This is a genomic window from Sulfurovum sp. bin170, assembly GCF_010892395.1.
Taxonomy (GTDB): Bacteria; Campylobacterota; Campylobacteria; order Campylobacterales; family Sulfurovaceae; genus UBA1140.
This window is the reverse complement of record NZ_JAACKB010000188.1, coordinates 1-7,620: the sequence shown is the minus strand read 5'-3', so window position 1 is coordinate 7,620 and position 7,620 is coordinate 1. Positions and strand designations below refer to the sequence as shown.

Here is a 7,620-nt window from a genome sequence, read left to right as displayed (position 1 = left end):
TCTGGTACTACTCTAGCACCAATACTTTGATAGATGGTGGTAAGCACAATCATGATAACTTCATTATCTCAAAACTTATGTTTTCAACTTCCCCACAACAAGTAGCAAACCTGAGTCGTTTAGCCGTTGAGACCTATGTTGATTCTAACTATTCTGTGGTGGCAAACACTATTTTTAATACTAAAGAGAATCCCAAAAAATTACTAAATGCTTTACAAAATCTTGATTATAAACTACCTAAAAAGACAAGAGATGTCTATCTTTATATGCCATTTCGTATGATGAGAATATTCCCAACAGTTGGAGTTTTTGGTAATCTTGATTTAACAACAGGAAAAAAAGAGAGAAATATTAAATTTCATCAAACTCATGTTGTAAATCAGAGTGGAGCAAACTTAATATTTGAAAATGGAATTATTTATGATATGAACAGTGGAGTTTTAAAACTAGGTAAACAGATTATAAAAGTATATAAGTTTGATGTGGTAGAGTATCGATCCAATGGAAAATCTATAGGAGAGACTCAATTGAAATATATAGATGGAGAATATTGTATAGTCTATATGAAAAGTTATAATAGTTTTGTAATTATGGATAGAGAAACTTATCATTCAGCTTTCGTGCAGATGTTTATGTTAGAGAAATATGATAAGAATCTATTTGAACTTGTGGTATCTTCACCATATAGCAAAATATATAAGATAAAAAGGTAGAGACATTGAGCAGTTGGGGGAGTTTTATTAAGAGGGTTTTTGATATTTTTTTTGCATCGGTTGTTATTTTTTTAACATGGTGGATTATTTTTATATCTTTTGTTATAGCATCTATTGAGACTAGAAGTTTTGGGATATTTATGCAAAAAAGAGTTGGTAGATATGGAGAACTTTTTAGGGTATTTAAGATTAAAACAATGAAACCAGTGGAGGGAGTGGTTGGGACAACAACAACTGCTCATGACCCACGCATAACAAAGAGTGGAAAGTTTTTTAGAGACAGTAAAATTGATGAGTTACCTCAGCTTTTTAATGTGCTATTTGGCTCTATGAGCTTTGTAGGACCCAGACCAGATGTAGAGGGGTATGCTGATAAATTAGAGGGGGAAGATAGGATTATTCTCTCTATTCGTCCTGCTATAACTGGGCCAGCTTCGATAAAATACAGAGATGAAGAGAAAATTTTGGCTCAACAGAAGAGTCCAAAAGAGTATAATGATAGAGTTATTTGGCCAGATAAAGTAGCTATCAATAGAGAATATATTCAGAACTGGTCCTTTGGAAGAGATATTGGATATATTATCAAAACACTAAGAGGATAAGTTGTGCAGAGACTATTTTTATCTCCCCCACATATGAGTGGAAAAGAACAAAAATATATTGACGAAGTATTTAAAAGTAATTATATTGCTCCTTTTGGTTCGTTTATAACAAGATTTGAAGAGAGTATTAAAGCGTATACAGGTGTTTCAAACGCTTTAGCTCTCTCTTCTGCTACCGCAGGATTGCATTTAGCACTTAGAGTTTTAGGTATTGGAAGAGGTGATACGGTTTTAGCCTCATCATTTACTTTTATAGGTTCTGTTAATTGTATATTATATCAAGGTGCAGAGCCGATTTTTATTGATAGCGATGAGAGTTGGAACGTTAGTCCCATACTATTAAAAAAAGCTATAAGGGAGTTGCCTAAAAAACCTAAAGTTTTTATATTAACACATTTATATGGTCAGGTAGCTAAGATGGATGAGATTGTTGCTATCTGTAAGGAAGAGGGTATTTATCTTATTGAGGATGCTGCAGAGTCTTTGGGAGCTAGTTACAGAGGACAACAGAGTGGAACTTTTGGAGACTTTGGTGTCTATAGTTTTAATGGAAATAAGATTTTAACAACTTCTGGTGGAGGAGTACTTGTTAGTGATAATGAAGAGTGGATAGCCAAAGCAAAATTTCTATCAACCCAAGCCAAGGAGCCTTTTTTGTACTATGAACATGAGGAGTATGGTTATAATTATAGAATGAGTAATGTCTTAGCAGCTATCGGTGTGGCACAGGTAGAAGTTTTGGATGAAAGAGTAGAGAGAAAACGAGAGATTTTTAATTTTTATCAAGAGAAGTTTAAAAGCATAGATGAAATTTCATGGATGCCTGAAATTGAAGGTGGTAGAGGAAATCGTTGGTTAAGCACAATGCTTCTTGATAAAACTAACCCAATGAAGATAATTGAAGCACTGGAGTTGTCTAGTATTGATAGTCGTCCTCTATGGAAACCTATGCATATGCAACCTCTTTTTAGGAAAAGTAGAGCATTTGTAGATGGTACTAGTGAGACTCTATTTAGTAGAGGTTTGTGTCTTCCTTCACCAACTAGTGCTTCCAATAAGGAGTTAATGCGTGTAGTTGAGGTGATTAAAACAGTATGTTAAAAAAACAATTTTTACAACCTACCGGTTCTAAACGAATAATATTCTTTATACTTTTTGATTTAATCATATCCATATTGACTATCTTTTTGGCTTATCTTTTACGGTTTAATTTTGATATCCCCATTGATTTTTTTAACTCAATGGTTTTAATGATTATAGTATTAGCACCACTTAAAGTAATAATATTTTTTGTTTTAAAAATATACTTTGTTGCTTGGCGTTTTTTTGGTTTATGGGAGTATAAAAAGTTAATATTTGCCCATATAGTTACATATATTTTATTTACAGTTATTTTTGTACTTTTTAATGACTATTTTATTCCATATCCTAGAAGTGTTATTTTGATAGATCTCTTTTTATCACTATTTTTTATAGCTTTTATACGAATATCTAAGAGACTTTATATCGAAAATGGTAAGCATGTTCATAAAAATAGAACACTTATTATAGGTGCAAATGATAGAGCTTCTCAGGTTATTAAAAGTTCACTTTCAGGGGAGATAGACTATCACCTTATGGCATTAATATCTGATGATAAACATCTTATTGGTACATATTTTTCCAATATAAAAGTATATGATAGGTCTGATATTAGTGCTATAGTTGAAGAGCTTGAGATAGATGCAGTTATTATTGCAGAGAAGTTAAATCAAAAAGAGTTAGAGAGACTCTTTACCACACTAAATGAGCTTGGAATTCACGAGATTAAAAAAGCTCAGATACTAGAAGATGACAGTCCCACTCTTGCTGATATCTCCATAGAGGATCTGTTAGCACGAAAACCACAAGATTTAGATATGGTTAGTATAGCAAATTTTATCGTTGGAAAAGTGGTTATGATTACAGGTGCTGGTGGGAGTATAGGTTCTGAGTTATCTCGTCAGGTTGAAATTTTTGGTGCAAAGCAGATAATCTTGGTTGATAATAGCGAGTTTAATCTATATAGTATAAATGAGCAAATTTGCCATACTAAGAGTGTAGCTGTGATGCAAAATGTTAAAGAGCAAACGCTATTAGAGAAGACATTTAAGCAATATCTGCCAGATATAGTGATACATGCAGCAGCCTATAAACATGTGCCACTCTGTGAAGCCAATGTTAGAGAAGCGATTGATAATAATATCTTTGGAACAAAAAATGTTATAGATTTGTCTATCGCATATGGTGTGACTAAACTTGTTCTTGTCTCAACAGATAAGGCTGTTCGTCCAACCAATGTGATGGGAACGACCAAGAGAATTTGTGAACTTTATGCACACTCTATTCCTAGTAATCAAACGGAGATAGTAGCTGTTCGATTTGGAAATGTGCTTGGTAGTTCTGGTTCTGTAATTCCCAAATTTAGATCACAGATAGATAAGGGTGAGAGTATTACTGTGACTCACCCTGATATTACACGATATTTTATGATGATTCCCGAAGCGTGTCAATTGGTTCTTCAGGCAGCCTCTATTGCAAAAGGTGGAGAGCTATTTATCTTGGATATGGGTGAGCCTATCAAGATAGTAGATTTAGCTAATAGGATGATAGAGCTTTCAGGTCGGGATGATATAGATATAGTCTTCTCAGGTCTTCGCCCTGGGGAGAAACTCTATGAGGAACTATTGATAGATGATGCTGATTTGAAGACGGAGTATAGCTCCATTATGGTCTCACAAAATCCTCCTGTTGATTATGAGTTATTATCAAAAAAAATAGAAAGATTAAAAGGTGAAGATGAGAATCTCTTAGAACTTTTGAAAGAGATAGTTCCTGAGTTTAATCATCAGAAGAATTGAACAAATCTGTGTAGGTTCGATTTAATCGAACAAATAAATTAAAAGAACTGAAATGAATATAAATGATATAGCAAAAGAGGTATTTGAAATTGAAGCTAGAGAGATAGCCAACCTCTCTAAAAATTTAACAGCAGAGTTTGAAGATGCAGTAAAAGCTATCTTGAAGTGCAGAGGCAAACTAATCATCTCTGGTATGGGAAAATCTGGGATTATTGGCAAAAAGATAGCGGCTACAATGGCAAGTACAGGAACACCAAGCTTTTTTTTGCACCCTGGTGAAGCGTATCATGGTGACCTTGGAATGATAGAGAGAGATGATATAGTGTTGCTTATATCAAACTCTGGTGAGACTGATGAGGTTTTAAAGGTGGTTCCTTTTTTGAAAGCACAGGAAAACATTGTGATTAGTATGAGTGGTAATCCTGATTCAACTTTGGCAAAGAATAGCTCTTATCATCTCAATATCTCAGTCAAAGAGGAAGCTTGTCCTCTGCAACTAGCCCCTACCTCTTCCACAACAGCAACGCTTGTTATGGGTGATGCTTTGGCTGTGGCACTGATGAAACTGAGGGACTTTCAAGATAGGGACTTTGCCCAATTTCACCCAGGTGGTTCTTTGGGTAGAAGACTTTTGACAAAGGCAGAGGATGTTATGCAAAAAGAGAACCTTCCTATAGTTGGTGATAATGAGAGTATTAAAGAGATCGTTCAAGTTGTATCTAGTGGAAAAATGGGTTTAGCTATTGTTATGAGTGGTGATGATATATTGGGTATAATCACAGATGGGGATATTCGTCGTGCGATGGAGAGTAATCAAGAAGAGTTTTTTTTGTTAAAAGCGAGAGGTTTAATGTCTAAAAATCCTAAAACAGTTGATGCCAAATCTAAGCTCACAGAAGTGCAGAAGATGATGACAGATTACAAAGTTAACTCACTGCTTGTTTGTGAAGATAAAAGGTTACTTGGGATTATCCAAATCTATGATTTAGGCATTTAGCTTTTTTAGTTATAATACGATAATTCTTTTATCAGGCAGTATATTAATGAAAAATAAAATAGCAGTTATAGGTCTTGGATATGTGGGGTTGCCACTAGCACACGCTTTCTCATCAAAATATGAGGTGGTAGGATTTGACATAGCACAGTGGAGGATTGATGAGTTATCTTCTGGACATGATAGAACACTAGAGCTTAGTGATGAGCAGGTAAAAGAGGCTATTAATAATGATATGCAGTTTACTAATATATTAGATGATATAGCTGATTGTAATATCTATATTGTAACAGTTCCCACCCCAATTGATAAGCATAAAAAACCAGACTTGACCCCACTTTTAAAAGCAAGTGAGAGTATAGGTTCTGTACTTAAGTTAGGTGATATAGTTATATATGAATCAACTGTCTACCCAGGGGCGACAGAGGAGGATTGTGTTCCTATTCTTGAAGATATATCAGGTTTGAAGTTTAATGAGGATTTTTTCTGTGGATATTCTCCTGAACGAATCAACCCAGGTGATAAAGAGCATACGGTCACTAAAATTTTGAAGGTTACGGCAGGTTCTACTCCAGAGATAGGTAGAAGAGTGGATGAACTTTATGCATCAATTATAACAGCAGGAACTCATCTTGCTCCAAGCATCAAAGTAGCAGAGGCTGCTAAGGTTATAGAGAACTCCCAAAGAGATATAAATATTGCTTTTGTAAATGAACTCTCTATGATATTTAATCGCCTAGATATTGATACTAATGCAGTGCTTGAAGCAGCAGGAACTAAGTGGAATTTTTTACCATTTAGACCAGGCTTGGTTGGTGGTCACTGTATCGGTGTTGACCCATATTATCTCACACATAAGGCACAAGAGGTAGGATATAATCCAGAGATTATACTTGCGGGAAGACGGCTCAATGATAATATGGGAATCTATGTTGCTAATCAAGTGATTAAGCTTATGATTAAAAAAGGAAAGAAGATAGAAGGCTCAAAAGTACTTGTATTAGGAATTACTTTTAAGGAGAACTGTCCTGATATTAGAAACTCTAGGGTTATTGATGTGATTCGTGAGCTACAAGATTTTGGTTGTGATATATCAGTTAGTGACTATTGGGCAGATGAAGATGAAGTGAAAAGGGAGTATAGTCTTGATTTGATTAAATATTCAAAAGCAGAGATTCAAAACTATGATGCTGTAGTTTTGGCAGTAGCACATAAGAACTATAAAAGTTTAGAACTGAATAACGACAAACAAGTTATTTTTGATATAAAATCAATCTTATCTGACTCTGATGGAAGATTATAATGAATATATTGGTTACAGGTGGAGCAGGATATATCGGGAGTCATGTTGTAAAACAGCTTTTAGAGGATACAGATTACTCTGTTACTATTGTAGATAATTTAAGTACAGGAAGCAGGAAAACGCTAGATACATTGAGAGCCATTAGAGATTTTAAATTTGTGGAACTTGACTTGAAAGAGTTTGATAAAATTTTGCCTATTTTAGAAGAGAATAGTATTGATACCATTATTCATTTTGCGGCAAGTATTGTTGTTCCAGAGTCAGTTGAAAATCCACTTGATTACTATATGAATAACACTGTTAATACAACTAATCTTATTGATAAAGCAGTTAAGGTAGGTGTAGAGAGATTTATATTTTCAAGTACTGCTGCTGTTTATGGTGAACCAAGTTCCACTCCTATCAGTGGATTGGATGAAAACTTCCCCACTGCTCCGATTAACCCCTATGGTATGTCTAAACTTATGAGCGAAAATGTACTAAAAGATGCCTCTTTTGCATATCCCAAATTCAAACATGTAGCTTTTAGATATTTTAATGTAGCAGGAGCAGATGTATACTACAACTCTGATAACAAATTAGAGCCTAGAATTGGTCAAAGCTTTCCAAATGCTACACACCTCATCAAGATAGCTTCTGAGTGTGCTTTAGGAAAAAGAGAGAAGATGGCAATTTTTGGAGATGATTTTGCTACAGAGGATGGAACAGGTGTTAGGGATTATATTCATATAGATGATTTGGCTTCGGCTCATATTCAGGCTATAGAGTATCTCAAAGTTAATGACAGTGATACATTTAATGTTGGTTACGGAAAAGGTTACTCTGTAAAAGAGGTTGTGGAAGAGGTCAAGCGAGTTACAAATAGAGATTTTCAAGTGGATAATGCACCAAGACGAGCAGGTGACCCAGCATTGCTTATATCTAATAATAGTAAGATAAAGCAGAAGATGAACTGGACTCCTAAATATAATAATTTGGGGCTTATTTGTCAGAGTGCTTATGAGTGGGAAAAAATAGTTTAATAGATATATTGTAAAACTCTTTGGAATCGGAGACTTTAGTCCAATGCCAATGAATTAGCGAGGCTGAAGCCATCGTTTCCTTATATGCAATTTGCATTTTCGGAATC

Annotated in this window: 6 protein-coding genes and 1 pseudogene; all 7 read left to right on the top strand. The window is 34.7% G+C overall.

The genetic code is table 11. The features are described from left to right. Nucleotides 1-713: pseudogene (locus tag GSY74_RS04445) on the top strand (peptide-binding protein); the annotation flags it as partial. Between the two features lie 5 nt (nt 714-718). After that, on the top strand, nt 719-1,315 hold the full coding sequence (locus GSY74_RS04440) for a sugar transferase (protein WP_164663901.1): 597 nt from the start codon (nt 719-721) through the stop codon (nt 1,313-1,315). A gap of 33 nt (nt 1,316-1,348) precedes the next feature. Then, complete coding sequence (locus GSY74_RS04435; RefSeq protein WP_164663902.1) at nt 1,349-2,416, top strand: aminotransferase class V-fold PLP-dependent enzyme; 1,068 nt, start codon at nt 1,349-1,351, stop codon at nt 2,414-2,416. A gap of 341 nt (nt 2,417-2,757) precedes the next feature. Beyond that, complete coding sequence (locus tag GSY74_RS04430; RefSeq protein WP_370518767.1) at nt 2,758-4,194, top strand: polysaccharide biosynthesis protein; 1,437 nt, start codon at nt 2,758-2,760, stop codon at nt 4,192-4,194. A 52-nt stretch (nt 4,195-4,246) separates the two neighbouring features. Next, nucleotides 4,247-5,191 (top strand): SIS domain-containing protein, encoded by a 945-nt coding sequence (locus GSY74_RS04425; RefSeq protein ID WP_164663899.1) that lies wholly within the window; start codon nt 4,247-4,249, stop codon nt 5,189-5,191. 46 nt (nt 5,192-5,237) lie between these two features. Continuing rightward, nucleotides 5,238-6,491, top strand: coding sequence for a nucleotide sugar dehydrogenase (locus tag GSY74_RS04420; RefSeq protein ID WP_164663898.1), 1,254 nt, complete (start codon nt 5,238-5,240; stop codon nt 6,489-6,491). After that, a complete protein-coding gene (galE, locus tag GSY74_RS04415; protein ID WP_164663897.1) occupies nt 6,491-7,513 on the top strand; it encodes a UDP-glucose 4-epimerase GalE in 1,023 nt (340 codons plus the stop codon). The genes GSY74_RS04420 and galE overlap by 1 nt, the downstream gene beginning before the upstream one ends. The last annotated feature ends 107 nt before the right edge of the window (nt 7,514-7,620 follow it).